Origin of the sequence: Stenotrophomonas sp. Y-13, assembly GCF_046267925.1 — a bacterium.
Lineage (GTDB): Bacteria > Pseudomonadota > Gammaproteobacteria > Xanthomonadales > Xanthomonadaceae > Stenotrophomonas > Stenotrophomonas acidaminiphila_A.
Genome location: NZ_CP176501.1, coordinates 2,457,626 through 2,481,246, shown reverse-complemented (window position 1 = coordinate 2,481,246; position 23,621 = coordinate 2,457,626). Strand labels below are relative to the sequence as shown.

Here is a 23,621-nt window from a genome sequence, read left to right as displayed (position 1 = left end):
CGATGACGACCCGACTCAACAAGCACATCGCCGAATCCGGCTTCTGTTCCCGCCGCGAGGCCGACCGCCTGATCGGCGCCCGGCGCGTGACCGTCAACGGCACGGTGGCCGGCACCGGCGCGGTGGTCGGCGAGGGCGACGAGGTACGCGTCGATGGGCAGCCGCTGCGCGCGCGCGCGGTGCAGAAGAGCACCGGCCGCAGGCACGTGTACATCGCGCTGAACAAGCCGGTGGGCATCACCTGCACCACCGAGAGCGCGGTCAAGGGCAACATCGTCGACTTCGTCGGCCACGAGCAGCGCATCTTCCCGATCGGGCGCCTGGACAAGGATTCGGAAGGCCTGATCCTGATGACCAGCAACGGCGACATCGTCAACCAGATCCTGCGTGCCGAGAACGGCCACCAGAAAGAGTACCTGGTGGCGGTGAACAAGCCGGTCACCGAGGAGTTCCTGCGCGGCATGGCGCGCGGCGTGCGCATCCACGACCAGATGACGCTGCCGTGCCGCGCCACCCGCATCGCCAAGTTCGGCTTCCGCATCGTGCTGCAGCAGGGCCTCAACCGCCAGATCCGGCTGATGGCCGCCGCCTTCGGCTACCGTGTCACCCAGCTGCGCCGGGTGCGCATCGACAACATCAAGATCGGCGCGCTCAAGCCCGGCCAGTGGCGCAACCTCACCGAGCAGGAACTGCGCGGGCTGCTGCCGCAGCAGCGGGAGTGGTGAAGTGTGACCGGTTCGCCGCGCTGACTACGGCGGGGTGAGGCTAGACTCGCCCTGTTTCCGTCACGCCCAAGGACACAGGCCCGGCCCGGATGATCAAGCCGCCCCTTCCCGCCAACGAGGCCGAGCGTCTGGCCGCGTTGCAGCGTTATCGCATCCTGGATACCCCGCGCGAACAGGCGTTCGATGACCTGGTGACCATCGCCCGCGCGATCTGTGGCACATCGATGGGCGCGGTGTCGCTGATCGACGGCGAGCGCCAGTGGTTCAAGTCGCTGCAGGGGATGGACGGCGAGCAGACCCCGCGTGAGGAGGCGTTCTGCGCCCATGCCATCCTGCGGCCGGCCGACCTGACCGTGGTCGAGGACGCGCTGCAGGACGCGCGTTTCCGTGGCAATCCCTCGGTCACCGACGACCCGTTCATCCGCTTTTACGCCGGCGCGCCGTTGTTGAGCAGCGATGGCTACGCGCTGGGCACGCTGTGCGTGTTCGATACGAACCCCGGGCAGCTCGCCGACACCCAGAAGCAGGCACTGCAGGCGTTGTCGCGGCAGGTGTCGCGGCTGCTGGAAATGCGCCGCCTGCGCCGCCGCATCGACCACCACCAGAGCGAGCACGACTGGTACGAGGCGCGCCTGGCCGAGTACTACGTGCAACTGGAGCAGCAGAACCTGGAACTGTCCGAGCAGACCCGCACCGATCCGCTGACCGCTCTGCCCAACCGCCGCGCGTTGTCCGCGGCACTGGCGGAGGCGATCGCGCGGGATGCCGGCGTGCCGCCGGCCGTGGCCATCGTCGATATCGACCACTTCAAGCAGATCAACGACATCCACGGCCACACCGAGGGCGACCGGGTGCTGGTCGAGTTGGCCGCGGTGCTGCGGGCGCAGTTCGCCGGCCGCGGCATGGCCGCGCGCTACGGGGGGGAGGAGTTCGTGATCCTGATGCCGGACACCCCGCTGGCCCAGGCCGAACTGCAGTGCCAGTACCTGCGCCAGGCGGTGGCGCACCTGCCACTGGGCTTGCCGGTCACCATCAGCATCGGGCTGGCGACGCAGCGCGCCGGCGAATCAGCCCAGGAAACGCTGCGCCGTGCCGATGCGGCGCTCTACCAGGCCAAGGCGCAGGGCCGCGACCGGGTAGTGGTCGCGGGATGAGGGCGGCTGTCACGGCTGCGCGCCGGCCGCGGGGGTGGGCCGCGCGCGGTTGAGCAGCGGGTGCAGGAACACCGCGCCGATGATGATGGCCACGCCCAGGTAGAACAGCGGCGTGAGTTCGCGCTGTTCGCCCAGGAACAGCATCGCCAGCACGATCGCGTACACCGGCTCCAGGTTGGTCACCAGCTGCACGGTGTAGGCGCTGAGGTGGCGCAGGGCCACCAGCGCCAGCGCGAACGGCAGCAGTGTGCACAGGCCCGCCAGCACCAGCAGCAGGACGCCGTCGTGCAGGCCGGGGATCACCCACAGGTCACTGGCCAGGGCGGGCAGCAGCAGTGGCAGGGCCGGTGCCAGCAGGGTCAGGGTGAGGGTGCCGGCGCCCAGCTCCAGCGCGGTGACGGTCAACGGGTCGGCATGGCTGACCAGGCGCTTGTTGAACGAGCCGAACACCGCCACCAGCAGCGCCGACAAGGCGCCCACCGCCACCCCGAGGCGCATGCCATGGGGCACGCCACCCACCACCAGCGCCACGCCCGGCAGTACCGCCAGGCCGAAGGCCAGCTCGCGCGGCTGGAACGGCCGCCGGGCGATCCATGGTTCGACGATGGCGGTGAACACCGGCGCCAGCGCGATGCAGGTGGCCGCCACCGAGGCGTTGGCCAGCTTCACCGCGCCATAGAAGGTGAGCCAGTGCAACGCCACCAATGCGCCGACGCCGCAGTAGCCCAGCGCCAGCCGCGGCGTCAGCGCCGACAGGCCGCGCCACACCCGCGGCAGCAGCGCCAGCATCGCCACCACCAGCAGCATGCGCCACCACACCAGCGGCAGCGCGGGCAGGGTGATGAGCTTGCCGAGGATGGCGGTCACGCCCCACAGCAGTACGCAGAAGTGGATCTGCAGCAGGGCCTTGCGTGTATCGGGACTGGACATTGGCGAATTGTCGCCGATGTGCGTTGCCGGCGCTGCAGTGGATGCTTCAGTTTCCGCCCAGCAGGTGCAGCAGTTGGCGTGCCGCGGCGGGATTGCGGTGCTTGGCCGCGCCGATGAAGTAGACGAACACCTCGCGTGGCGCGGAAGCGGCACCGACCGGGCTGGCGTGCGGCAGCTCGTGCGGGTCGCGGCCCTGCCGCCAGTCGCCGATGCGCCCGGCCCAGCGCGCCAGTTCCGCCGGCGGGTAACCGCTGGCGCATTCGTCGCGGCTGCGCATCAGCCGCGCGTAGACGAAGTCGGCGTACAGGTCGGCGGCGTTGGGGTGGTCCGGGGAATCGGTGAACACCAGTGCCATCCCGCGCTGCCGCGCCAGCGCCACCATTGCGGCGTCGAGGAACGCCGGGTCGCGGATCTCCAGCGCGTGGCGTTGCGTGCGTCCCTCCACCGTGGCCGGCAGCAGGTCGAGGAAGGCGGCGAAGTCGTCGCGGTCCAGCGTGCGCCCGGCCTCGAACTGCCAGACCAGCGGCCCCAGCCGGTCGCCCAGCGTGGCGATGCCGGCGATGAAGTCCTCCACCTGCGCGCCGGTGCCGGCCAGCCGCCGCGCGCCGGTGATGCGCTTGGGCGCCTTGGCCGAGAACACGAAGCCGTCCGGGGTGGCGTCGCGCCAGCCGGCGTAGATGGCCGGCTTCTGCGTGCCGTAATAGGTGCTGTTGATCTCGATGGCGGTCAGCTGGCGGCTGGCGTACTCCAGCTCGCGCCGCTGCACCAGCCCGGGCGGGTAGAACATGCCGCCGCGCCAGGGCGCGTAGGTCCAGCCGCCAATGCCGACGTGCACGCCCGGCATGGCGGCGGCCGCCCCGGGCGCGCGGGCGAACAGGTCGTCGGTGGCGGCGGGGCGGGGCGTCATCGCCGCGATTCTACCGGCACGCCGCGCCTGCATCGCGGCGCCGCGCGGCCATGCGGTCGCCGGCCTAGGTTGCCTGCGCCTTCCACGGGTCGTAGCTGCCGAACCACCACAGGTGGCCTTCCGGGTCGCGGCACGCATAGCCGCGGCCGCCATAGTCCTGGTCGGCGATGTCGATGACGATCTCCGCGCCGGCCGCGGTCGCGCGCGCGTAATGGGCGTCGGCGTCGCTGACCACCACGCAGGTGCTCTGGGTCTGCATGCCGCCGACCTCGTCGGGCTGGACCATGTGGCTGCCCCAGGCGCCGGGCTGTACCGAACCCAGCATCACCATGCCGTTGCCGAACACCAGCTGTGCATGGTGGACGCTGGCTCCGTCCTGGTAGACGGCGTGGCGCTGGAAGCCGAAGGCGCGGCACAGCCAATCGATCGCCGCCGGTGCATCGCGGTAGCGCAGGCACGGGACGAGGGTGGTGGTGGTCGCGGCGGCGAGATCCATGGCGGGGCTCCGATGGCGTGGAAGGCGAGGGTGGCGGTGGCCGCGTTACCATCGCGAGAAGGCCGGCCTGCCGGCATCGATCCCGAGGGAGAACGCATTGAACAAGTGGCTGGGGGGCGGGCTGGTGCTCGCGATGGGCATGGCGGCACAGGTGGCGGACGCACAGGAGGCGGCGATGCCGGCGGAACTGCAGCAGCTCGATGCCACGGTCGAGCGGGTGCGTCAGCAGTTCGACGTGCCGGGCGTGGCGGTGGCGGTGGTCAAGGACGGCAAGGTGGTGCTGGAGCGCGGCTGGGGCCTGCGCGAGATCGGCAGGCCCGAACCGGTACAGGCCGATACCCTGTTCGCCATCGCCTCCAACACCAAGGCCTTCACTGCCACCGCGCTGAACCTGCTGGCCGAGGAAGGCAAGCTGAAGATGAGCGACCGGGTGGTCGACCACCTGCCCGGTTTCCGCATGTCCGACCCGTACGTGACCGGCGAGATGCGCATCCGCGACCTGCTCTCGCACCGCAGCGGTTTGAGCCTGGGCGCAGGCGACCTGCTGTTCTGGCCGACCACCACCTACAGCAACGCCGAGGTGGTGGCGCGGCTGGCGCACGTGCCGCTGAAGAATGGCTTCCGCGACCGCTACGCCTACGACAACATCCTCTACGCGGTGGCGCAGCAGGTGATCGAGACGGTATCCGGCCAGTCCTTCGCCGATTTCCTGCAGCAGCGCATCTTCGACAAGGTCGGCATGGCGGGTACCCGCTACAACGCCGACCACCTCAAGCCCGGCGACAAGGCCGCCGTCGGCCACGCCAAGTTCGACTTCAGGGACCTGCGCCCGGTGGCACCGCTGACCTGGTCCAACAACGCCGGCGCCGGCGGCCTCTATTCCAGCGTGCATGACCTGGCGCTGTGGATGAACGTGCAGCTGGCCGGCGGCAGGCTGGCCGATGGCACGCCGCTGTTTTCGGAAAAGACCCAGCAGCAGATGTGGCAGATGCAGATCCCGCAGGTGGTGCCTGCGCCATCAGTGCCGGAACTGGCGCCGGCCAGGCCCAACTTCGCCGGCTACGGCGAAGGCTGGAGCCTGAGTGACTACCGCGGGCAGAAGCTGGTCTGGCATACCGGCGGCTGGCCGGGGCAGGTGTCGCGGCTGACCCTGGTGCCCGAGCAGAAGCTGGGCGTGGTGGTGCTCACCAACCAGGAATCCGGCGCGGCATTCAATGCCATCACCATGAGCGTGCTCGACGCGATGCTGGGTGCGCCCGCGCACGACTGGGTGGCCGCCTACGCCGCGGGCGTGGCCAAGGCGCAGGACAATGCCGACGCAGGCTGGCAGAAGCACCTCGCCGCGCGCGATGCGAAGAGCCGGCCATCGCTGCCGCTGCCGCGCTATGCCGGCACCTATCGCGATGCGTGGTACGGCGACGTGCACGTCGAGCAGAAGGGCGGTGCCCTGCGCCTGCGCTTCGGCGCCACCGCCGACCTGGTCGGCACCCTGGAGCACTGGCAGCACGACACCTTCATCGTGCGCTGGGACAACCGCTCGCTCAATGCCGACGCCTTCGTCAACTTCAGTCTCGACCCGGACGGCAAGGTACGCGACGTGCGCATGCAGGCGGTCTCCTCGCTCACCGACTTCAGTTTCGACTTCCAGGACCTGCTGCTGGTGCCGACGACGCCGTGATGGTCGGTGCCGGGGCGGGGCCTGCACCGTGGCATGCCGATGCGCGGCAGGGCGTGCGGGCCTGCCGCTCCCGCGTCCACTCGTGCGTACCGACGCCGGGAGGGGGCCGTGTTCGTGTGGCTTGCCGGTGATGCAGGCCATGCGCCGTGGCCGGCGCCGGGACGGTCGTGGACCGGCCCGGCGTCAGCCTGATGGCTGGCCGGGTTGCCCGGCTTCCGTCGGCGGTCGCGTTCTTCCTGCGCGCGCCTAACCGCCGCGGGTGCTGCGGTAGACCGCCACGACCTGCGACGTGGTGGGATTGGACATGCCCATGCCATTGATGAAGACCGCGGGCGCGCCCTGCTGGAACACCTCGACGGTGCGGTCCACGGCAGCGCGCTGTTCCTGGCTGGGGTTTTCGATGTTGAAGGAAAAGGAACTGCCGCGCTTCACCGGGATGCCGATGTCGGTCAGCTCGCGGATGAGGGCTTCGGCCCGCTGCGCCTGCTCGGACGGGCAGTTGGGCGGCGCCAGCACCAGCACCGTGTCACGCGGTGTGCCTGTCGGCATTTCCACCGCGACGAAGCCGTCGATGCCTGCCGTTGCCGTTGCCGGCGCGGCGCCGCCAGGCGCGCGCTGGCTCCACCAGTTGTAGCCGCCCGCCAGCCCCGCCGCGACGAGAAGCAGTGTCCACCAACGCATTGCCGTCTCCTTTCCATGAGTGTCGATTCAACTGCCGTATCCGCGGGCACCGGTGCGGCGTCGCGCATCGGCGCCGATTATCGATTCATTGCCGTCCCAGCTTCCAGCCGGCAGAGTGGAAGGCGCCATGCCATCGACATCGGGATGCGTAGTGGATGCGAAGGTGCCGTCCGCCGGCCATGCACTGCCGCAGGGCAGCGGTTCCCCGCGGTGCTGCATGCTGAACCGGTGGACGGGCCGGTTGCCCCTGCGTCCCGGCCCATTGGCGTCTGGTTGCCGCCCGCGCTGGCCAGGCATCGTCAAGGCCTGGCGGGGCACCGGCGCCCGCCCAGCCCCCTGCGCCGCGGGGATACGCGACAATGACAGGCCCCGTCCGTCCGCTGGCCCGTCTCCATGTTCCGTTGGTTCGAATCCCGCCTCGATCCGTTCCCGTCCGATCCGCCGGCGCAGCCGCCGCGCGGGCTCTATGCGTTCTGCCGGCACTACACGCGCGGCGCGGAAAAGTGGCTGGTGCTGATGGCGCTGACCACGGCCGGCATCGCCGTGGCCGAGCTGGCGCTGTATGCCTATGTCGGCGCGCTGGTGGACCGCCTCGGCGCCAGCACCCCGGCCACCTTCCTCGACGCCGAAGGCCGGCGCCTGCTGTGGATGGGGCTGCTGGTAGTGGTCGCGCTGCCGCTGCTGGTGCTGCTCAACTCACTGGTGCAGCACCAGACCCTGCTCGGCAACTTCCCCATGCGCATCCGCTGGAGCGTGCATCGTTACCTGCTGCGGCAGTCGATGGGCTACTTCCAGGATGAATTCGCCGGGCGCATCGCCACCAAGCTGATGCAGACCTCGCTGGCGGTGCGCGAGACGGTGGTCAAGCTGTTCGACATCGGCAACTACGTGCTGGTGTTCTTCATCGGCACACTGGCGGTGGCCGGCGCCGCCGACTGGCGGATGATGCTGCCGTTCGTGGCCTGGCTGGTCGGCTATGCGCTGCTGATGTGGCATTTCGTGCCGCGCATGGAGCGTATTTCGCGCGAGCAGGCCGACGCGCGCTCGGAAATGACCGGGCGCATCGTGGACAGCTACACCAACATCGCCACGGTCAAGCTGTTCTCGCATTCGCGGCGCGAGCAGGCCTACGCGCGCGAGGCGATGAGCGGCTTCCTGGACAAGGTGCACCCGCAGATGCGGCTGGCCACGCGCGTCTACTCGCTGCTGTACGCGCTGAACATGCTGCTGCTGTTCTCCGCGGTGGCGCTGGGCCTGTGGCTGTGGCATGGCGGCGCGGTGAGCGCCGGTTCCGTGGCGGTGGCGGTGGCGCTGGTGCTGCGCATGCTGGGCATGTCGCAGTGGATCATGTGGGAACTGTCGGCGCTGTTCGAGAACATCGGCACCGTGCACGACGGCATCAATTCGATCTCGCTGCCGCCCACGGTGGACGACGTGCCCGGTGCCCCGGCGCTGAGCGCGGTCGGCGGCGACATCCGTTTCGAGGGCGTGTCGTTCCACTACGGCAAGCACCACGGGGTGATCGAGGGGCTGGACCTGCACGTGCGCGCCGGCGAGAAGATCGGCCTGGTCGGGCGCTCCGGCGCGGGCAAGTCCACCCTGGTCAACCTGCTGCTGCGGTTCCACGACGTGGAGCGTGGCCGCATCCTCATCGATGGCGTGGACATCGCCACGGTGCAGCAGGACTCGCTGCGCGCGCAGGTGGGCGTGGTCACCCAGGACACCTCGCTGCTGCACCGCTCCATCCGCGAGAACCTGCTGTACGGCCGCCCCGACGCCAGCGAGGAACAGCTGCGCGCGGCCGTGGCCAAGGCGCGTGCCGCCGACTTCATCGCCGAGCTGCGCGACAGCGAGGGCCGCAGCGGCTACGACGCGCATGTCGGCGAGCGCGGGGTGAAGCTTTCCGGCGGGCAGCGCCAGCGCATCGCCATTGCCCGCGTGCTGCTCAAGGACGCACCGATCCTGGTGCTGGACGAGGCGACTTCGGCGCTGGATTCGGAGGTGGAAGCGGCGATCCAGGAAAGCCTGGACGAACTGATGGGCGGCAAGACGGTGATCGCCATCGCCCACCGCCTGTCGACCATCGCGCGCATGGACCGGCTGGTGGTGATGGACCACGGCCGCATCGTCGAGACCGGTACCCATGCCGGGCTGATCGCCGCCAACGGCCTGTACGCGCGGCTGTGGGCGCGCCAGACCGGCGGCTTCGTCGCCGCCGAGGCGTAAGCGCGCCGCTACGGCGTCGCGTCTGCCGGCGTGGGCCGCCGGCAGACGATGCCGCACATCAGCCAGGGCACCGCGGGAGGGCACCACCGCCCGCGCGGGGCGTGGCGGTGTCGTCGCCGCGCGGGCGGCTCAGCACTTGCCAGCGGCCTTCAGCAGCGCATTGCACGCGCCGTCGGTCGCGGGCTTGCCGCTCATGCCGCCCTTACCGAGCTCGGAGCAGATCGCATCGGATGCCGCGCGCCCGGTGACGGATATGCCGCCGGTGACGTAGCACGAGAACTGTTTTCCGCTGTCGGTCCTGACCAGATAGCTCGCCTTGACCCCGTCGTTGCTGCGATCGGTGATGGTGAACGTGCCCTTGGCCAGCCCGAGCGACTGGGCGGTGTTGCGCTCGATGGCATCGTCGGTGACCGAGAACGAGGCGCAGGCCGATGTCAGCGCAACGAGGGTGGCCGCCGTAGCCAGCGCGATCGGTTTGTTCATCGTGGAGCTCCTTTTCGATGCGGTTTTTGAAAGGAGACGAAGGATGTCCAGCGCCGCCGGAGTGGTTCAACCCTACTGCGGTAGGGTTCCGCCCGGGGCGGGGCGGCTACGCATAATTGGCCGCGCCTGGCGGTTGCCGACGGCCTCGCGCGTTCCCGTCATCGGCCGGATCCGGATGTGTGAATGATCGCCACGCGCTGGTTGTGGATGCCGCTGGTTGCCGCGTTGCTGCTGTGGCCGGCGCAGGCGTGGGCCTTTGCCGTGGTGCTGCAGTACGAGGGCACCGCGGATGATCGCATCGCCTACTTCGCGGATGTCCGGGTCATCGCCAATCGCACGCCGCCCGCCGACGTCGGCGGCGCACACGAGATACGCGAGATCGACGTGACGGCCGTGTACGAGAGCGCGGACAAACCCGAATTCGTGCACATGAAGCTGCAGTTCCAGTGCCCCAACGCCGCGCCGCTGGAAAAGGCCGGGGCGCGCGCGGGGGACCGCGTGCCGCCGGTGCGCGCCGGCGATGTGGTCACCTTCCGCATCGGGCCCGGCAGCTACCAGCTCAGGCGCGCGGACCTGGAAACCGAGCCGGTCGCCGCCACCGGCTGGAACAGCTCCGCCGCCCCGGCGCTCTCGCGGGCCGGCGCCATCGCCTGCAACCACATCGCCTTCGACCACGCGCTGCATGCCGCCATCAAGGCCGGCGGCACGTTCGACGCCGGCGCGTTCGGCAAGCGCATGGCCGCGCTGGGCCTGCCGGCGGACCTGCCGTTGCTGTCGGAGACGCTGCCGTCCGAGTTCCTGGCGTTCGCCTGGGAGAATTTCTGGTGGGAGAAAGTCCTCGCCGGCAGGCGTCCCGACCCGAGCGGCAAGTGGGCCACGCCGCTGTCCGAGGCCGACCGCCAGGCCGCGATGGAGAAGCTGAAGCACAAACAGCGGGAACTGGACGCGGGCACCGCGTCGATCCAGGCCGGGCTGGGCCGGGACATCGCGCAGCTGCAGGCACGGATGCAGGCCGACACGCAGGCCGCGCGCGGCGGTGGCAGGGGCGCCGACGGGCGCACGCTGACGCCGCTGGAATCCAGCCTGCTGCCGCTCTGGAAGGGCCGGCCCGAGCAGGACGTCGTCGCGCTCATGGGCAACCCGCAGTTCCACCAGGCCGGGGACACCCGTTTCCTGCGCTACACCCAGACCTGGGAGCGGGAGGCGGTGACGGCCTACGGCAGCCAGGGCGTGGTGGGCGGCGATGCCGGCGGCTTTGCGATGTGCTTCCTGGAGTTCCGGACCCGGCCTGACGCACAGGGGCAATGGCAGGTGGACGACATCCTGATCCGGTCCGATCACGAAGGCGCCGGCCTCGGACGCACCCGCAACATGTGCGAGGCGCTGGCGCGCCAGGCGGCCGGGCCTTGAGCGCGCCCGCCACGGCGCCGGGTGCGGCGGTACACGACAGTGGAAAAAGGAGGATGGCGATGATCAGGAACATGGTGCTGGCCGCAGGGCTGCTGCTGGCGAGCGTGCCGTGCGCGGCCGCCCCCGGCGTGGACGCCGCTTCGTTCGACGTGCTGGGATCGATGATGGAAACCCGGCGGGCGCAGATCAATTCGGCGGACATCCTGGAATCGAACAAGGAAGAGGCGATCCGCTACCGGGAGAAAGTCATCGCCGGCTGGTGGGAGTTCATGCAGGCCAGGTCCGGCGCGCGCCCGGGCGAGTACTGTGCGGCCTCGTTCCTGCGCGGCAAGCGGGTCAAGCGCGAACGCGTCGATGGCATCAGCAATGGCGTGGTGGTGACCCTGTTCGGGCCGGGCGGCGGCTACCGCGGCGCGCTGCTGGGCTTTTCGCCCCTGACCCAGGAGCACGCCTTTCCGCGGCTCGGCAACGGCACGCCGGTGCGCGTGACCCTCAGGCAGGGTAATCTGCAGCCGGCCACCTTGAACGCCATCTACGCGCAGACAAGCGCAACCGCGCCGCCGATGCTGCTGTTCGCGGTACCGAGCATCGAGGCGCTGTTGGCCGGGATGGAGGACGACTGGCATTTCGAGGTGATTTACCAGGGCGCGTCGATCGCCGAAATCGCCTGGCACGATGGACTCAAGGCACGCGATGCACTGAAGCGGTGCCTGGCCGGCGGGGGCGGGCATGGGTAGCCGGAGTGACCCGCGGGGCGACGGCGGGCGCCCCGGAACGCGGCGGCCGTGACAAGGGGGACGGATAGATGGCTGGCAAGCGCAGTACCCGGGCACCGCACGTGAATCGCGGCCTTCGTCCGGCCACGCCGGCATCGCGATGACGCCCTGGCACCCACCCTCGGCCGTGGTGGTGGACGATCATCCGCTGGTCGCACGCGGTATTGCCGACTATCTGCGCACGCATTGCGGGTTCGCGCGCGCCGAGGGCATCTGCGGCGCCGGTGCGCTGTGGGCCCACCTGGAGCAGGCCGGGGTGCCGACACTGGCGCTGGTGGATTTCTGGCTGCCGGACGGCACCGCGCTGCCGCTGCTGGCGCGCCTGCGCGACGCCTGCCCCGCGGTCCGCCTGCTGGTGATCAGCGGTGACGATGATCCGGCCATACGCGATAAGGTACGCCGGTTGGCCGTGGATGGCTTCCTGCTCAAGCACGCCGAGCCCGCGGTGTTTGCGTCGGCGGTCGCCGCGGTGCTGCGCGGCGATGGCTGGTTCGACGACGCATCGGTACCCGGCCGGTGGAACGGCGATGCGCGCAGCCTGCCGCTGAGTCCGGCCGAGCTGGGGCTGACCCCGCGCCAGGGGGAGGTGCTGGCGCTGATGCTCAAGGGGTTGCCGAACAAGCGCGTGGCGCAGCAGCTGTCGTTGACCGAGCAGACCGTGAAGGAGCACGTGAGCGGCATCCTGTCCCGGCTGGGCGCGCGCACCCGCGTCGAACTGATAACCCGGCTGCGCGGAAAGCGGATCGATGTCTGAGCCGGGCCAGTCCGCACCGGCCGCTGCCGACAGCCCGCCGGGCTACGCCGACATCAGCCCGGCGCGCCGGGTGGGCCTGCTCGAGGTGGCTTTCGCCCGGGTCAATTACGGTTTCGGCGCGATGGTCGTGGTCAGCCTGCCGTTCATCGCCTGGTACGCCCATCTCGGGCAGGACCCGCTGGGCCTGGTGCTGTGGTCGGCCTGGTATTTCGTCGGCTTCTGGGGCGTGCGCGGGCTGTACCGGCGCTACCAGCGCGCCTGTATCCAGGATGCACCGGAGGCAGTGCTGCGCCGCTGGTCGCCGTTGATCCATGGCGTGGCGCTGGTATACGGCAGCAGCATGGCGGTGCCGCCGCTGCTGACCGCCGCACACGCCACCTTCGAGTTCCAGCTGCTGTATCTGGTGACGATCGCGGCCATCGTGGCCAGCAACTCGGTGCATGCCTCGCCGGTGCTGTCGGTGTTCCGCTGCTTCTTCCTGTCCGGCTGGGGAAGCGTGACCCTGCTGGTGCCCTACACCTTCCCGGACCACTGGCATTACGTGATGCCGTTGGCCCTGGTCTACATCCTCACCATCCTGCGGCATTCGGCGATCTCGCTGCGCTTCTTCGTGCAGAACGTCGTGCTGCAGGAGGAGGGCGTGCGCCTGGCCGAGAACTTCCGCCGGGCCAAGGAACAGGCCGAGCAGGCGCTGTACGACAAGAACCTGTTCCTGACCACGGCCAGCCACGACCTGCGCCAGCCGGTGCATGCCATGGGCTTCCTGGTGGCGTCCATCTCGCGCAGCAACCGGGATCCGGCGCTCGACGGCGCCCTGGCGGACCTGCGCCAGAGCGTGCAGTCGGCCACGCAGATGTTCGACGCGCTGCTCGACCTGTCCCGGATCGAGAGTGGCCGGGTACAGATCAGCACCGAGGCGGTCGATCTGGCAGGCATGATCGCCAACGTCGCGACCCTGTTCCGCGAGGAGGCGCGCGATCGCGGGCTGGCATTGCGCGTGCGCCTTCCCCCGGGCCCGGCCGTGGTGATGGCCGATGGCACGCTGCTGCGCCAGGCGTTGAACAACCTGCTGCACAACGCCCTGCGCTACACGCGCCGCGGCGGCATCCTGCTGGCCGTGCGCCGGCGGGCGGGTGGCTGGCGGTGCGAAGTCTGGGATACCGGCATCGGCATCGCGATGCGCGAGGGCACCGACATCTTTTCGCCGTTCTTCCGCAACGAGCACGCCTGGGACATCGACAGCGCCGGCCACGGGCTGGGGCTGGCCGTGGTTGCCCGCTGCTGCGCCATGATGCGGGCCAGGCACGGTTTCCGCTCGCGCGAGGGCAAGGGGTCGTGTTTCTGGATCCAGCCCGACGCGGCGCAGGCGGCGGCACCGCTGGTGGTCCCGCGGTCGCTGGACCCGCCGCCACCGCGGATGCTGCCGCAATGGTCGGGCAGCTGCCTGGTCGTCGACGATGATCCGTTGGTGCGCAGCGCCTGGCAGACCCTGATGCGGTCCTGGGGGCTTGAGACGACCTGCGTCGAATCCGGCAGCCAGGCCCTGCGCCTGCTCGAGTCCGGTTTGCGGCCGGACGTGGTGTTCTGCGACCAGCGGCTGCGTTCGGGCGAGAACGGCTTCGAGCTGCTGTGCGAACTGCTCGGGCGGCTGCCGGACGCGCGCGGGGCCATGGTCAGTGGCGAGCTGGATTCGGCCGAGCTGGCCGACGCCCAGGAACAGGGCTATCTGGTGTTGCGCAAGCCGGTGGAGACTGCCGAGCTGCAGGCGGTGCTGGGCTACTGGCTGCCCGCGCCGGCAGCTGGCTCGCCTCCCTGAGCGCCTGCCAGCGTGGCGCGTACGGGGAGCGGGCCGGCCGCCGGACGATGCGCCGGCGCGCGGGTACCGCAGCCCGCGGATAGCGGCGGCGCCGCAAGGGAGCGGCGCAGGCCGGGCAGCCCCTGCGGCGCGCATGCACCGCCATCGACACGGGTGCAGGCCGCGGTCGCGGGCGCCCGGCCTGCATCAGCCGCCGGCGCGTGACATGCGCGCACTAGTGTTCGAGTTCGTGCTCGATGCGCCGGTCGGGAATCAACCACAGCAGCGCGACCAGCGCGTACAGCGCCTGGCCCAGCCGCGCATCGACCAGCGTGGCGCCGATGCCGGCGAGATAGAGCACCGGCGACAGCTTGCCTTTCCAGTCGACGCCCAGCGCGTGCCGCAGCACCGATTCACTGCCGTCGGCGGCGATGATGCGCCGTTGCAGCAGCCAGTAGGCGATGGCCGCGGCCAGCAGGACCACGCCATAGGCCACCGACGGCAGCGGCGCCAGGTGGTTGTTGCCCATCCAGCGCGTGGCGAAGGGCAGCAGCGACAGCCAGAACAGCAGGTGCAGGTTGGCCCACAGCACGCTGCCGGTGACCCGCCTGCAGGCCTGCAGCAGGTGATGGTGGTTGTTCCAGTAGATGCCCACGTAGATGAAGCTGAGCACATAGCTCAGCAACGACGGCGCCAGCGGCAGCAGCGCGTCGAGCGTGGCGCCTTCCGGGGCCTTCATCTCCAGCACCATGATGGTGATGATGATCGCCAGTACGCCGTCACTGAAGGCTTCAAGACGTCCCTTGCCCATGCGTTGTCCCCGTGGGTTGTGGTGGTGGGTGGCGCTGCCGCGGATCAGCGGGGCGCCGGGGCCGGTTCAGCCGGCGGCCCGGCGCACCGGTGCGGTCAGCACGTCGGCCCCGGCAGCGCCGAACCGGTGGATGGCGAGGGCTCTTGGCCACCGCCCGCCCTCGTCCAGTGCCGCCTGGTCGCTGAGGCCGCAGCTGGCGTAACCGGTGTCGAATCTGCCCGCGCCCTGCAGCAAGTGCCGCGCCCCGGCGTCCCGCGCCCACGTCGGCATGCCCTGCCCGGTGCGAGGCTGCAGGCCGGCTGTGGCGGCCACGACCAGCGCATGGATGCGCCGTGCCCTGTCGCGTCCGGCCGCGGGCATCCTGTCGGCCCGGGCCAGCAGCCCGGCCTCGCCCCCGGCGTTGCCGCGGACCTCGGCCCCGCGCTCCCGCCCCCGGGCTTTCATCGCCGCCGGGTCTTCGCTGGTGAAGCCGCCGGCGCGCCCTGCGGTGGCCGCCCCGCCGCGCGCGCTGCGCCGGTCGGTGATGGCGCCGGTCATGTGCGTCCCCGGCGGGAAAACCCTGGCGGTCGACGAAGGCACCGGATCAGCCACCGCGGCGCGCCAGCCACAGCGCCGCCAGCGGAGCGAGATTGAACAGCAGGATGCCGATCTTGTACGCGGCCATGCCGCCGTAATGGATGGCATCGAAGCTGGCATCGGGCAGCGCGAACCAGCGGCCATGCAACCGCCGCAGCGCGTCGCGCGCGGTCACGAAGGCAAGGAACCAGGCCAGCAGGACGGCGTAGTTGAACGCCAGCGACCACAGCAGGAAGCGGCACAGGAAATCGCTGTCCATGGGGTTCTCCGAAGCGCGTTACAGCAGGCGGGTGCCGAGCGGGACATCGTGTTCGGGCACGCATAGCGATACCTGGCCGTGGGCATTGTGGAAGCCGGTGACCAGGCATTCGGACATCAGCGGGCCGATCTGCTTGGGCGGGAAATTCACCACCGCCACCACCTGCTTGCCGACCAGCGCCTCGGGCGCATACAGGTCGGTGATCTGGGCACTGGACTTGCGCACGCCGATCTCCGGGCCGAAATCGACCTGCAGGATGTATGCCGGCCGGCGCGCCTTGGCGAACGGCTCGGCGGCCACGATGCGGCCCACGCGCAGTTCCACCTTGCTGAAGTCGTTCCAGTCGATCGTTTGCATGGCGTGCGCCGGCGGGACGAGTGCCGATCATTGGCGCCGGCGCGGGCGGGCGTCAACCGCGCCGGCGCCGGTGGCGGTCCGCGTCCGCGGCAGGGCGGCGGGCGCGGTCAGCGGGCGCGCCCGGCGCGCTTGAACAGCGCCGTCCGCAGTACCGGCGTGCCGTCCTTGAAGTAGGACTCCGTCTCGGTCATGACGTTGCCGTCGGCACTGACCGAGTACACCCGGGTGGAGCGCGGGATGCCTTCGTAGACGAACTGCATGACCAGGACGTTCGGCGCCGGCATCTTGGCGGCCAGCACGTCGACCCAGTACGTGCCCGACGCGCGGCCGGGGGTGCCGTCCAGCGCCAGGGTGGATTCGGCATGCATGATCTTGTCGTCCTGGCCGACGATCTGGACGCGCTCGTTCCAGCGGCCGTCGGGCGTGGCGGCGAACACCAGGTCCACGCGTTTCGGGCGCGCTTCCGGCGGCATCGGCAGGCTGTCCACGTCCAGCAGCCACTGGCCCACCAGCGGCGAGTCGGCCGGCACGGCGGGCGCGGCGGCCAATGCGGGGGTGGCGGTGAGGGCGGTGGACAGCAGCGCGGCAAGCATCACGTTCATGCGATCTCCTGGAGGCAGGTTGCCTGGGCCGATCATGCCCCGGCGCGGCACCGGCCTGCGTGAACACGGCGGGGTGGTGACCGGACAGGCCGGCGGTCGCGTGCAGGCCTGCGCGCGGCGCGGGCGACGCAGGCGGGCGCCGCAACGACAAAGGCCCGGGAATCCCCGGGCCTTTGCGCGTCCCCGCGCGGGGCGGTCACTCGATCGGCTGGTCCAGCATCAGCTGGCGTGCGAAGCGCACCGGCGGCGCGCCGTAGGACAGGATCTGGTCGTGGTAGGCCTTGAGCTTGAAGTCGGCGCCGAGCTTGTCCTGCACCGCCTTGCGGGTGTCGAAGTGCTCCTGCGCGCCGACGAAATAGGTCGGCAGCTGCGCCGAGGTCAGCTGCGCGCGCACCCACTTGCCCGCGGCCTCGCTCTCCTGCTGGAAGGCGTCGTGGGTCATCAGCTGCATGGCCTGCTCGCGGCTCCAGTTGTCCACGTGCACGCCCTGGTCGAGGATGGCGTTGGCGATCGTGCGCAGGTAGAACTTCAGCTGCACCAGGTGGAACAGCGGGTCGCTGTCCAGGTAGCCCTGCTCCTGCATCATGCGTTCGGTGTAGACCGCCCAGCCCTCGGCGAACAGGCCCGAGCGCAGCACCGCGCGCAGCGTCGACGGGAACTTGCCCGAGTGCCAGCCTTCCAGGTAGTGCCCGGGGGTGCCTTCGTGGATCGACAGCAGGTGGATCATGCGGCTGTTGTATTCGCGCAGGAACGAATCGACCTGCTTGTCGCTCCAGTCGTCGGGGATCGGCGAGACCGCGTAGAAGGTCTTGAGGTTCTTGTCCAGCGGGCCGGGCGAATCGCAGTAGGCTACCGCCACGCCGCGCTGGAATTCGGGCATCAGGATGATGTCGACCGGGGCGTCGGGCAGGGTCATCAGGTCATGCGTGCGCACGAATTCGGTGGACTGCGCCAGCGCGGCCTTGGCGTCGTCGACGACCTTGTCGCGGGCCGGCTTCTCGGCATAGGCCAGTTCCAGCGCGGCCTCGATCGCCTTCTGCTGCTGCTCGTCGGTCGGGTTGGCCGGCATGTCCGGCGCGCCCGGCTTGTCCTTGAGCACCACCTGGGCGATGCCGTACATGTCCTTGCGCACGCGGGTCAGTTCGGCGCGGGCGCGTTCGCCGATCTCGGCGCGCGAGAGCGAGGAGTTGAGCGAGAACTTCAGCTTCTGGTCGTACTTCTCCGCGCCGATGCGGAAGTCGCCGCGGGCGTTCGGCACCAGGGTCTTGTCCAGCCACGCCTGCTGCTCTTCGACGGCGGTGGTCAGCGTGGCGATGGCGGTCTTCAGGCGTTCCTGGTCGGCGGCTTCGAGCTGCCCGATGTTGGGGACGATGAAGGTCTCCACCAGGCTGAGGATGCCGCGGTTCTGCTTGGCCACGGTTTCGGCGTGGATCTTCGGCACGCGTGCCGGGTCGAGGTTGGCGCGCGCGGCGGCGAAGATCTGCGGGATCTTCTCGATCCGCGCGGTGGCCGACTTCAGGCGCTCGGGCAGGGGCGCGAACTCGCGCGCCATCAGGCCGTAGATGGCGCTGCCGGCCAGCCCGGTGTAGACCTGCGGGTCCCACTTCCACGACTGCAGGGTTTCGTTGCTCCAGATGTCGGACTGCAGCTGGTTGCGCAGGATCGCCGCGTCCACCTGGTTTTCGCGGCCGAGCTTGCCGGTGTCGATCCGGTCCAGCTCGGCGAGCAGCGCCTTGCTGGCCTCCAGGCCCTTCTGCTGGCCGGCGGCGCTGAGGTCATCCAGCTCGGCGTCGTAACGGTGGTCGCCGATCTGGGTGGCGCTGACCGGGGACAGCTGCATCCAGGTATCGAGTGCCTTCTTCGACAGTTCGGCGAACTGCGCGTCGGCCTGGCTCTGGCCGGCCTGTTCGGTGGTGGCGGACGGGGAGGACGGGGCGTCGCTGTTCTGGCAACCGGCCAGGCTGGCGAGCAGGGCGGCGGCGAGCAGGTGCTTGCGCATCGGGATACCTGTTGCGGAGGAAACGTCCAGCATAGGCCAGTGCCGCGGCGGACGCCCCTGCCATTGGCTTACCATGTCCGCCAGACACACCGGTGGAGGGGATGCGATGCATTACGAAGGCAGTTGCCACTGCGGGCGCATCGCGTTCGCGTTCGAGTCGGCCGAGCCGATCGCCAGCGCCGTGTCCTGCAACTGTTCGATCTGCCGGCGCCGCGGTTCGCTGCTGTGGTTCGGCCCGCGCAGCGGTTTCGAACTCCGGACCGATCCGGCGCACCTGGAGAGCTACCGCTTCAATTCCAGGCACATCGATCACCACCACTGCCACGTCTGCGGCGTTGCTCCGTTCAGCGAAGCGGTCGACCCGCGCAGTGGCCAGCCGACCGTGGCGATCAACCTGCGTTGCGTGCCGGACGTCGATCTGGAGGCGCTGGAGATCCACCCTTACGACGGCGCCAGCCGCTGACGGCTGCGCGGCCGGGCTGACCCCCTGCCACTGCCGGCCGCGGGCTGCGCCGGGCACGACGCCGTTGCGGCCGGCGTGGCCACCGGGCTGACCGCGGCGGCCACGGACCGTGCATTCCCGGCCCCGGGATACAGAGCGATCGCGCGCTGGAGACGTCCGCGGCACCTTCACCCCCGGCCTGCCGCCGTCGTGCTGCGGTGCGGTGGATTGCAGCCCCGGCGCCGTTGCCGGCGCCAGCGGCAGGGGTGAGCCGGTCGCAGGGCGCACCGGGGTGCGCCAGCGACCTCACGGCCGCCAGTAATTATTGGCCGCGGCCACCGTCTGGAAATTGAGTGCCAGCACCTGGGCGGCCGCGGTCAGCGCGTCGGTGGAGTCGGCATACTCCGGCCGCAGTTTCTGCAGGATGGACAGGTCCGGCTGGGTGTACTTGACGCTGCGGCGGCTCAACAGGACCGCGAGCTCGAAGCCTTCCTGCGGGGTGGCGGTGATCAGGGTGTCGAGCCAAAGGTCGGTCATCGCGGTGGTCTCCTGTAGCGGTGGATGGACAGCGGAATGTGCGCTGCCGCCGGCCGCGATGTCTTGACCAGGATCAAACCGCGGCGGCGCCGCGCCTGCCAGCGCCCGCCCGCGCCGTGGCGCGGCTCAGCCCTCGTCCTGCTCGTACTCGATGACCAGTCCGCGTTCGCGGGCCAGCAGTTCCACCGCCCGGCGCGCCTTGTCCGCGGTGGCCGTGTTGCCGACCTCCACTTCCAGTTCGTGGATGCCGGGGCCGATGTCGTCGGACAGGCCGGCCGAACTGGAGTCCTCGTCGTCCATGTGCGGCATCAGGTCGTCGGTCTCCTCGACGTGTTCGATGCCTTCCAGGCCGTGCAGCAGGTCGGTCACGGCCAGGGCGTCGTCGGCGTTGCCGGTGATGCGGATGCGCAGCAGGGGCATGGGGGAGCTCCGTGGGAAGGGGCCCCCAGCCTGGGCATCGGGCGGGCAAGGCAACGTGAAACGCGGCGGCGCGGGCGCGCGCTGTTTGTCAGCGGGCGCGGTTGCAGGGATGCTTGCGTTCCACCCACGGAGGGATGTCGATGGCAGGCGCGGTGCGGGCGGAAACGATGGTGAGGGAGCCGGGCCCATGAGCGGGGCGACGCCGGCGCCGGTGGCGCGCGACTGGTCCACGCCGCTGGAACTGCTGGGGCTGGGCATGGTGTGGGGCGCATCGTTCCTGTTCATGCGCATCGCGGTGCCCGACTTCGGCCCGTACGCGCTGGTGGAGGTGCGCCTGCTGCTCGGCGCGCTGGTGCTGATGCCGTTCCTGTGGCGTGCACGCGCGCTTTTCCCGGCGCGGCGCTGGCTGTGGCTGGCGCCTGTCGGCCTGGTCAATTCGGCGCTGCCGTTCGTGCTGTTCGCGTGGGCGGCCGAGCGTGCGCCGGCGGCGATCGGCGCGATCTGCAACGCGATGACGGTGCTGTTCGCCGCGCTGATCGGCTTCCTGTTCTTCGGCGAGAAGATCGGCCCGCGCCGGGCGTTCGCGCTGCTGGTCGGCTTTTCCGGCGTGGTGGTGCTGGCCACGGCCAAGGTGTCGGGCCTGGCGATCGGCGCGGCGGTGGCGGCCGGCACGGTGGCGGCGCTGCTCTACGGGCTGGGCGCCAACCTGGTCCGTCGCCACATGGGCGGACTGCCGCCGGCCGCGGCGGCGGCGGCCACGCTGGGCTGCGCTTCGCTGTGGATGCTGCCGATGGCGCTGCGCCACTGGCCGCGGCAGCCGGTGCCGGCCGCCTCGTGGGCCAGTGCCGTCGCCCTGGGCATCCTCTGCACCGGCCTGGCGTTCCTGGTGTTCTACCGCCTGATCGGCCGGATCGGAGCGTCGCGCGCGGCCACCGTCACCTACCTGATCCCGCTGTTCGGGGCGCTGTTCGCCTGGCTGTTCCTGGGCGAGCCGGTGACCCTGCAGATGCTGCTCGCCGGCGGCCTGGTCCTGGGCAGTGTGGCGGTCAGCCAGCGCTAGGCAGCGGCCGGTGACCGCAGGCGGTGGTGGCCGCTGGCGTCACCCGCATGCGGCCCGGCTCAGCGCACCGGCAGCGGGATGTTGCACAGGTCGATATGGCCGGCCGGGCGTTTGTAGAAATCGTCGCGGCGGTTACGGCGCGCCTCCACCATGTCGGCGAAGGTCCTGGAGTCGGTGCGCAGCACCCGCAGCGGCGTGCGCTGCGCGGCGGGCACGTCGCTGGCGAGGCGGATGGAACGGATCGGCGTGCGCTGCGCGGGGTCTTCGTAGAAGCCCATCGGCTCGGGTCCGCGTTTGATCGTGCTGAGCAGTTCCATGCCCTTGAGCACGCGCCCGACCAGGGTGATGTTGCGGTCGAGCTGGCGCGGCGACTGCCCGGTGACCACGTACAGCTCGGCGCCGATGCTGCTGTCCTCGTCGTTGTTGCGGCCGGCACCGACCGCGCCGTAGCAGTGCGCCAGCCAGGTGTGTTCGCCGTCGCCGGCAACGGCGAAGTCGCCGACGAAGCCGGTCTTCGCGGCCCAGCCGTCGCGGTCGGGCAGCGCGGTGAACGCCAGTCCCCGGGACGGCCGCTGGAACTCGGCCGGCAGATGGGTCTTCGCGCTGCCCAGCGGCCGCGCCCGGGCCGGGTCGTCGGCATCGGCGTCGCCGAACTGGACCACGAAGTTGTCCTGCGAACGGTAGATGCTGGTGCCGTTCCAGAAGCCCTCGCGCGCCAGGGTACGGATGTTGCCGGCGTGTTCGGGGGCGAATTCAGGGGCCAGTTCGATGATGACGCGGCCGCCGTCCAGGTCCATGTACAGCAGGTTGTCGGCGGCGGGCACGTGCCAGTCGCTGTCGGGCGAGGCAGCGAGGATCTCCTGCGCGCTGCGGTACCTGGCCGGCGCGTCGGCGGCCAGCGCCGGCAGCGGGGGCAGCATCAGGGCCAGGGCCAGCAGGGTCGGGCGTAGCGTCATCGGGCGCGTTCCGTGATCGGGTGTGGGCCGATTCTGGCGGATCGCCCGGGGCTGCCGCCAGACCATGCCGGGAGTGGGGTGACTACCGGCACATCCACTATAGCGAAGTGAGTAATAGTGTTGGCTTCAGGCTAGTTGGCAGGAGCGGGGCGATGGGTGATTTCGAGGCCCAACTGCGCAAATTCCAGAAGGAACTCAGCGCCGGCACGGTGTCGCTTGCACTGCTGGCGGTGCTGGCCAAGGCCGGGGAGCCGCTGTACGGGTACCTGATCGCCAAGGAACTGGAGCGCACCGGTGATGGCGTGCTCAGTGGCAAGCAGAGCGCGCTGTACCCGGTACTGCGCAACCTGGAAGGCGCCGGCCTGCTGGAAAGCCATGTCGAGCCGTCGGTGGCCGGGCCACCACGGCGCTACTACCGCATCAATGACGAGGGACGCGCCGTGCTGAAGCAGTGGATCGCGGCCTGGAATGCCACCCGGGACTCGCTGGAGTCCGTACTGGAGGGAGTCGAACGATGAACAACGAGACCAATCCACGGCCGCTGCCGACCACGATTCCCGAATACCTGGAGCAGCTGCGCGCCGCGCTGGCCGGTGCCGACCCGGCGATGGTCCAGGACGCGCTGTACGACGCCGAGGAGTACCTGCGCTCGGAGCTGGCCGAGCAGCCCGGCAAGAGCGAGGCCGAGGTGATCGCCGGTGTCGCCGGCAGCTACGGCGCGCCGGAGGAGGTGGCCGAGATCTACCGCGAGACCGAGGTGACGGTGAACCGCGCGCTGCGCACGCCACTGCCGGGTCGCCGGCCGCCAACGCCGCCGCTCGCCACGCCCGCGGCGGGCGTGGCCGTCACCGCCCCGGCCGCGCCCAACGCCAGGCCGCGCCCGGCGGCCGCACGCTTCTTCGGCGTGGTGCTGGACCCGCATACCTATGGCGCGCTGTTCTACATGCTGCTGTCGCTGGTCACCGGCGTGTTCTTCTTCACCTGGGTGGTGACCGGGCTGTCGCTGTCGGTGTCGCTGCTGATCCTGATCATCGGCATCCCGGTGCTGTTGCTGTTCCTGGGGTCGGTACGGGTGCTGTCGCTGGTGGAGGGGCGCATCATCGAGGCGCTGCTGGGCGTGCGCATGCCGCGCCGGCCGATGTACACCGACCGTAGCCAGGGCTGGCTGGCGCGGATCGGCGCGATGTTCACCGACGTACGCACCTGGCTGACCATGCTGTATTTCGTGCTGATGCTGCCGCTGGGCGTGGTCTATTTCAGCGTCGCCACGACCCTGCTCTCGACCTCGCTGGCACTGGTGTTCGCGCCGCTGGCCGACGTGGCGCTGGACCAGCCCGTCGGCATCTGGATCAACGATGTCAACCTGGGCGGCGGCCTGTGGGTATGGCCGCTGTCGGTGGCCGTGGGGCTGGTGCTGCTGTTGGCGACCCTGCACCTGGCGCGTGCCATCGGCCGGCTGCACGGGGCCATCGCCAAGCACCTGCTGGTGCGGCTGTAGGCGGACCGGCGGGGCGACGAACGACGGGGCACCTGGGTGCCCCGTTTTTTTGTCGGCAGCGCTGCCCGCGGTTCGCCCGGTTCGCGGGC

General features: G+C 70.3%; 26 protein-coding genes. 12 read left to right on the top strand and 14 right to left on the bottom strand.

The genetic code is table 11. The features are described from left to right. The first annotated feature begins 2 nt into the window (after window positions 1-2). Together ACJ7VY_RS11300 and ACJ7VY_RS11295 are read left to right on the top strand one after the other, a co-directional pair. The gene (locus ACJ7VY_RS11300) at window positions 3-725 is read left to right on the top strand and encodes a pseudouridine synthase (protein ID WP_104939235.1); all 723 of its coding nucleotides are present in this window, start codon (window positions 3-5) and stop codon (window positions 723-725) included. Between the two features lie 89 nt (window positions 726-814). After that, window positions 815-1,879 (top strand): diguanylate cyclase, encoded by a 1,065-nt coding sequence (locus ACJ7VY_RS11295; protein ID WP_409475632.1) that lies wholly within the window; start codon window positions 815-817, stop codon window positions 1,877-1,879. 9 nt (window positions 1,880-1,888) lie between these two features. Here the strand turns inward: ACJ7VY_RS11295 and ACJ7VY_RS11290 are convergent, their stop codons facing one another. The 3 genes from ACJ7VY_RS11290 to ACJ7VY_RS11280 all read right to left on the bottom strand — a co-directional run bounded on the left by ACJ7VY_RS11290 (window position 1,889) and on the right by ACJ7VY_RS11280 (window position 4,212). Further along, window positions 1,889-2,809: a DMT family transporter gene (locus tag ACJ7VY_RS11290; protein WP_409475631.1), complete on the bottom strand. Its 921-nt coding sequence runs from the start codon at window positions 2,807-2,809 to the stop codon at window positions 1,889-1,891. A gap of 46 nt (window positions 2,810-2,855) precedes the next feature. Continuing rightward, window positions 2,856-3,716: a DUF72 domain-containing protein gene (locus tag ACJ7VY_RS11285; RefSeq protein WP_313247852.1), complete on the bottom strand. Its 861-nt coding sequence runs from the start codon at window positions 3,714-3,716 to the stop codon at window positions 2,856-2,858. Window positions 3,717-3,780: 64 nt separating this feature from the next. Beyond that, a complete protein-coding gene (locus ACJ7VY_RS11280) occupies window positions 3,781-4,212 on the bottom strand; it encodes a VOC family protein (RefSeq protein WP_313247854.1) in 432 nt (143 codons plus the stop codon). On the opposite strand from ACJ7VY_RS11280, the gene ACJ7VY_RS11275 reads away from it, so the two are divergent. After that, window positions 4,211-5,890 carry a serine hydrolase gene (locus ACJ7VY_RS11275; RefSeq protein ID WP_409475630.1) on the top strand — a complete coding sequence of 560 codons (1,680 nt, stop codon included), beginning with the start codon at window positions 4,211-4,213 and terminating at the stop codon, window positions 5,888-5,890. The two genes, ACJ7VY_RS11280 and ACJ7VY_RS11275, sit on opposite strands and share 2 nt — an antisense overlap. Window positions 5,891-6,136: 246 nt before the next feature. Here ACJ7VY_RS11275 and ACJ7VY_RS11270 read toward each other — a convergent pair whose 3' ends face one another. Then, window positions 6,137-6,571, bottom strand: a complete 435-nt coding sequence (locus ACJ7VY_RS11270; protein ID WP_313247856.1) for a hypothetical protein — start codon at window positions 6,569-6,571, stop codon at window positions 6,137-6,139. A gap of 393 nt (window positions 6,572-6,964) precedes the next feature. On the opposite strand from ACJ7VY_RS11270, the gene ACJ7VY_RS11265 reads away from it, so the two are divergent. Beyond that, window positions 6,965-8,797, top strand: a complete 1,833-nt coding sequence (locus ACJ7VY_RS11265; protein WP_240212088.1) for an ABC transporter ATP-binding protein — start codon at window positions 6,965-6,967, stop codon at window positions 8,795-8,797. Between the two features lie 129 nt (window positions 8,798-8,926). On the opposite strand, the gene ACJ7VY_RS11260 is transcribed toward ACJ7VY_RS11265, so the two are convergent. Further along, window positions 8,927-9,280 (bottom strand): hypothetical protein, encoded by a 354-nt coding sequence (locus ACJ7VY_RS11260; RefSeq protein WP_240212087.1) that lies wholly within the window; start codon window positions 9,278-9,280, stop codon window positions 8,927-8,929. Window positions 9,281-9,463: 183 nt separating this feature from the next. Here ACJ7VY_RS11260 and ACJ7VY_RS11255 point away from each other — a divergent pair, with 183 nt between their 5' ends. The 4 genes from ACJ7VY_RS11255 to ACJ7VY_RS11240 all read left to right on the top strand — a co-directional run bounded on the left by ACJ7VY_RS11255 (window position 9,464) and on the right by ACJ7VY_RS11240 (window position 14,036). Further along, window positions 9,464-10,690 (top strand): hypothetical protein, encoded by a 1,227-nt coding sequence (locus ACJ7VY_RS11255; protein ID WP_409475629.1) that lies wholly within the window; start codon window positions 9,464-9,466, stop codon window positions 10,688-10,690. Beyond that, window positions 10,687-11,427, top strand: a complete 741-nt coding sequence (locus tag ACJ7VY_RS11250) for a hypothetical protein (protein ID WP_409475628.1) — start codon at window positions 10,687-10,689, stop codon at window positions 11,425-11,427. Before ACJ7VY_RS11255 ends, ACJ7VY_RS11250 begins: the two co-directional genes overlap by 4 nt. 139 nt (window positions 11,428-11,566) lie before the next feature. Next, window positions 11,567-12,220, top strand: coding sequence for a response regulator transcription factor (locus tag ACJ7VY_RS11245; RefSeq protein WP_312346206.1), 654 nt, complete (start codon window positions 11,567-11,569; stop codon window positions 12,218-12,220). After that, on the top strand, window positions 12,213-14,036 hold the full coding sequence (locus ACJ7VY_RS11240) for a hybrid sensor histidine kinase/response regulator (RefSeq protein ID WP_409475627.1): 1,824 nt from the start codon (window positions 12,213-12,215) through the stop codon (window positions 14,034-14,036). The genes ACJ7VY_RS11245 and ACJ7VY_RS11240 overlap by 8 nt, the downstream gene beginning before the upstream one ends. A gap of 214 nt (window positions 14,037-14,250) precedes the next feature. On the opposite strand, the gene ACJ7VY_RS11235 is transcribed toward ACJ7VY_RS11240, so the two are convergent. The 6 genes from ACJ7VY_RS11235 to ACJ7VY_RS11210 all read right to left on the bottom strand — a co-directional run bounded on the left by ACJ7VY_RS11235 (window position 14,251) and on the right by ACJ7VY_RS11210 (window position 18,619). Next, window positions 14,251-14,826 carry a TMEM175 family protein gene (locus ACJ7VY_RS11235; protein WP_104939225.1) on the bottom strand — a complete coding sequence of 192 codons (576 nt, stop codon included), beginning with the start codon at window positions 14,824-14,826 and terminating at the stop codon, window positions 14,251-14,253. A 66-nt stretch (window positions 14,827-14,892) separates the two neighbouring features. After that, window positions 14,893-15,363, bottom strand: coding sequence for a hypothetical protein (locus tag ACJ7VY_RS11230; protein ID WP_409475626.1), 471 nt, complete (start codon window positions 15,361-15,363; stop codon window positions 14,893-14,895). Window positions 15,364-15,409: 46 nt separating this feature from the next. Beyond that, the gene (locus tag ACJ7VY_RS11225; RefSeq protein ID WP_104939223.1) at window positions 15,410-15,661 is read right to left on the bottom strand and encodes a DUF6868 family protein; all 252 of its coding nucleotides are present in this window, start codon (window positions 15,659-15,661) and stop codon (window positions 15,410-15,412) included. A gap of 18 nt (window positions 15,662-15,679) precedes the next feature. Next, window positions 15,680-16,018: a tRNA-binding protein gene (locus ACJ7VY_RS11220; protein WP_240212082.1), complete on the bottom strand. Its 339-nt coding sequence runs from the start codon at window positions 16,016-16,018 to the stop codon at window positions 15,680-15,682. A gap of 107 nt (window positions 16,019-16,125) precedes the next feature. Next, on the bottom strand, window positions 16,126-16,599 hold the full coding sequence (locus ACJ7VY_RS11215; protein WP_409476809.1) for a LuxR family transcriptional regulator: 474 nt from the start codon (window positions 16,597-16,599) through the stop codon (window positions 16,126-16,128). Between the two features lie 217 nt (window positions 16,600-16,816). Further along, a complete protein-coding gene (locus tag ACJ7VY_RS11210) occupies window positions 16,817-18,619 on the bottom strand; it encodes a DUF885 domain-containing protein (RefSeq protein WP_409475625.1) in 1,803 nt (600 codons plus the stop codon). Window positions 18,620-18,725: 106 nt separating this feature from the next. Between ACJ7VY_RS11210 and ACJ7VY_RS11205 the strand changes: the two genes are divergently transcribed. After that, window positions 18,726-19,082, top strand: coding sequence for a GFA family protein (locus ACJ7VY_RS11205; protein WP_104939219.1), 357 nt, complete (start codon window positions 18,726-18,728; stop codon window positions 19,080-19,082). A 285-nt stretch (window positions 19,083-19,367) separates the two neighbouring features. On the opposite strand, the gene ACJ7VY_RS11200 is transcribed toward ACJ7VY_RS11205, so the two are convergent. Both ACJ7VY_RS11200 and ACJ7VY_RS11195 read right to left on the bottom strand, forming a co-directional pair. Further along, window positions 19,368-19,598 (bottom strand): hexameric tyrosine-coordinated heme protein, encoded by a 231-nt coding sequence (locus tag ACJ7VY_RS11200; protein WP_104939218.1) that lies wholly within the window; start codon window positions 19,596-19,598, stop codon window positions 19,368-19,370. A 126-nt stretch (window positions 19,599-19,724) separates the two neighbouring features. Next, on the bottom strand, window positions 19,725-20,018 hold the full coding sequence (locus ACJ7VY_RS11195) for a hypothetical protein (RefSeq protein ID WP_240212079.1): 294 nt from the start codon (window positions 20,016-20,018) through the stop codon (window positions 19,725-19,727). Between the two features lie 187 nt (window positions 20,019-20,205). Here ACJ7VY_RS11195 and ACJ7VY_RS11190 point away from each other — a divergent pair, with 187 nt between their 5' ends. Continuing rightward, window positions 20,206-21,078: a DMT family transporter gene (locus ACJ7VY_RS11190; RefSeq protein ID WP_312346221.1), complete on the top strand. Its 873-nt coding sequence runs from the start codon at window positions 20,206-20,208 to the stop codon at window positions 21,076-21,078. Window positions 21,079-21,137: 59 nt separating this feature from the next. Here ACJ7VY_RS11190 and ACJ7VY_RS11185 read toward each other — a convergent pair whose 3' ends face one another. Then, window positions 21,138-22,034, bottom strand: a complete 897-nt coding sequence (locus tag ACJ7VY_RS11185; RefSeq protein WP_313231430.1) for a peptidylprolyl isomerase — start codon at window positions 22,032-22,034, stop codon at window positions 21,138-21,140. A 152-nt stretch (window positions 22,035-22,186) separates the two neighbouring features. On the opposite strand from ACJ7VY_RS11185, the gene ACJ7VY_RS11180 reads away from it, so the two are divergent. Together ACJ7VY_RS11180 and ACJ7VY_RS11175 are read left to right on the top strand one after the other, a co-directional pair. After that, the gene (locus ACJ7VY_RS11180) at window positions 22,187-22,552 is read left to right on the top strand and encodes a PadR family transcriptional regulator (RefSeq protein ID WP_104939213.1); all 366 of its coding nucleotides are present in this window, start codon (window positions 22,187-22,189) and stop codon (window positions 22,550-22,552) included. Further along, entirely contained in the window at window positions 22,549-23,532 is a 984-nt protein-coding gene (locus ACJ7VY_RS11175) for a sensor domain-containing protein (RefSeq protein WP_313253549.1), read from the top strand. The genes ACJ7VY_RS11180 and ACJ7VY_RS11175 overlap by 4 nt, the downstream gene beginning before the upstream one ends. Window positions 23,533-23,621 lie beyond the last annotated feature (89 nt).

Bases quoted from the DNA above. Each gene is read 5' to 3' on its own strand.
- ACJ7VY_RS11175 (WP_313253549.1), top strand. From the start codon at position 22,549: ATGAACAACGAGACCAATCCACGGCCGCTGCCGACCACGATTCCCGAA.
- ACJ7VY_RS11285 (WP_313247852.1), bottom strand. From the start codon at position 3,716: ATGACGCCCCGCCCCGCCGCCACCGACGACCTGTTCGCCCGCGCGCCC.
- ACJ7VY_RS11290 (WP_409475631.1), bottom strand. From the start codon at position 2,809: ATGTCCAGTCCCGATACACGCAAGGCCCTGCTGCAGATCCACTTCTGC.
- ACJ7VY_RS11255 (WP_409475629.1), top strand. From the start codon at position 9,464: ATGATCGCCACGCGCTGGTTGTGGATGCCGCTGGTTGCCGCGTTGCTG.
- ACJ7VY_RS11245 (WP_312346206.1), top strand. From the start codon at position 11,567: ATGACGCCCTGGCACCCACCCTCGGCCGTGGTGGTGGACGATCATCCG.
- ACJ7VY_RS11225 (WP_104939223.1), bottom strand. From the start codon at position 15,661: ATGGACAGCGATTTCCTGTGCCGCTTCCTGCTGTGGTCGCTGGCGTTC.
- ACJ7VY_RS11180 (WP_104939213.1), top strand. From the start codon at position 22,187: ATGGGTGATTTCGAGGCCCAACTGCGCAAATTCCAGAAGGAACTCAGC.
- ACJ7VY_RS11300 (WP_104939235.1), top strand. From the start codon at position 3: ATGACGACCCGACTCAACAAGCACATCGCCGAATCCGGCTTCTGTTCC.
- ACJ7VY_RS11295 (WP_409475632.1), top strand. From the start codon at position 815: ATGATCAAGCCGCCCCTTCCCGCCAACGAGGCCGAGCGTCTGGCCGCG.
- ACJ7VY_RS11260 (WP_240212087.1), bottom strand. From the start codon at position 9,280: ATGAACAAACCGATCGCGCTGGCTACGGCGGCCACCCTCGTTGCGCTG.
- ACJ7VY_RS11265 (WP_240212088.1), top strand. From the start codon at position 6,965: ATGTTCCGTTGGTTCGAATCCCGCCTCGATCCGTTCCCGTCCGATCCG.
- ACJ7VY_RS11280 (WP_313247854.1), bottom strand. From the start codon at position 4,212: ATGGATCTCGCCGCCGCGACCACCACCACCCTCGTCCCGTGCCTGCGC.
- ACJ7VY_RS11230 (WP_409475626.1), bottom strand. From the start codon at position 15,363: ATGACCGGCGCCATCACCGACCGGCGCAGCGCGCGCGGCGGGGCGGCC.
- ACJ7VY_RS11205 (WP_104939219.1), top strand. From the start codon at position 18,726: ATGCATTACGAAGGCAGTTGCCACTGCGGGCGCATCGCGTTCGCGTTC.
- ACJ7VY_RS11195 (WP_240212079.1), bottom strand. From the start codon at position 20,018: ATGCCCCTGCTGCGCATCCGCATCACCGGCAACGCCGACGACGCCCTG.
- ACJ7VY_RS11200 (WP_104939218.1), bottom strand. From the start codon at position 19,598: ATGACCGACCTTTGGCTCGACACCCTGATCACCGCCACCCCGCAGGAA.
- ACJ7VY_RS11190 (WP_312346221.1), top strand. From the start codon at position 20,206: ATGAGCGGGGCGACGCCGGCGCCGGTGGCGCGCGACTGGTCCACGCCG.
- ACJ7VY_RS11235 (WP_104939225.1), bottom strand. From the start codon at position 14,826: ATGGGCAAGGGACGTCTTGAAGCCTTCAGTGACGGCGTACTGGCGATC.
- ACJ7VY_RS11210 (WP_409475625.1), bottom strand. From the start codon at position 18,619: ATGCGCAAGCACCTGCTCGCCGCCGCCCTGCTCGCCAGCCTGGCCGGT.
- ACJ7VY_RS11240 (WP_409475627.1), top strand. From the start codon at position 12,213: ATGTCTGAGCCGGGCCAGTCCGCACCGGCCGCTGCCGACAGCCCGCCG.
- ACJ7VY_RS11270 (WP_313247856.1), bottom strand. From the start codon at position 6,571: ATGCGTTGGTGGACACTGCTTCTCGTCGCGGCGGGGCTGGCGGGCGGC.
- ACJ7VY_RS11220 (WP_240212082.1), bottom strand. From the start codon at position 16,018: ATGCAAACGATCGACTGGAACGACTTCAGCAAGGTGGAACTGCGCGTG.
- ACJ7VY_RS11185 (WP_313231430.1), bottom strand. From the start codon at position 22,034: ATGACGCTACGCCCGACCCTGCTGGCCCTGGCCCTGATGCTGCCCCCG.
- ACJ7VY_RS11275 (WP_409475630.1), top strand. From the start codon at position 4,211: ATGGCGGGGCTCCGATGGCGTGGAAGGCGAGGGTGGCGGTGGCCGCGT.